The organism is Streptomyces pyxinicus (assembly GCF_024753135.1).
Classification (GTDB): Bacteria; Actinomycetota; Actinomycetes; order Streptomycetales; family Streptomycetaceae; genus Streptomyces; species Streptomyces pyxinicus.
On record NZ_JANUGP010000079.1, the window covers coordinates 1 to 509 of the forward strand.

1 protein-coding gene is annotated in these 509 nt (G+C 68.0%); it reads left to right on the forward strand.

Going from position 1 to position 509, the window contains the following annotated elements:
- Positions 1-49: 49 nt before the first annotated feature.
- Positions 50-509 (forward strand): hypothetical protein (locus NX794_RS35815; protein WP_258783893.1); only part of this gene is annotated, 460 nt, incomplete at its 3' end.

Genomic DNA, 509 nt, shown 5'->3' on the forward strand with positions numbered 1-509 from the left:
ACAAGGCGGCACTGGACTTCGAGGCTGACGCCGACACGGGGGGCACGGCATGAGCGGTGACGGCAAAGACCTGAAGACGCAGGGCCTCGACCTGATCGCCAAGGGGCTGACCGAGGCGCTGGGCGAGCTGAAGGAGCTGGGCATGGTCGGTGAGGCCGACGCCGGGCGCGGCTTCTCCGGCCTCGCCCTGTCGGGTCTCGAACTGGGCCACGAGGGGCTGACGGGGGAGTTCACGTCCTTTTGCGAGCGCTGGGAGTGGGGGGTGCGGTCCCTGATCAGCGAGGGCAACGGGTTCGCCGTGAAGACGGGGCTGTCCGCGGGGACGTACTTCGAGACCGAGCAGTACGTGGAGGGCAGCTTCAAGGTCGTCGCCAACGCGGCCGTCGGCAATCCGTACGCCTCCGAGGAGGACGTCGAGAAGAAGGGCTGGGGCGACATCGCCGAATCCGGTGTCTACGGCGGTGACGTGGACTACAGCAAGGAATCCCTCGACCGGGCCCTCGACACCA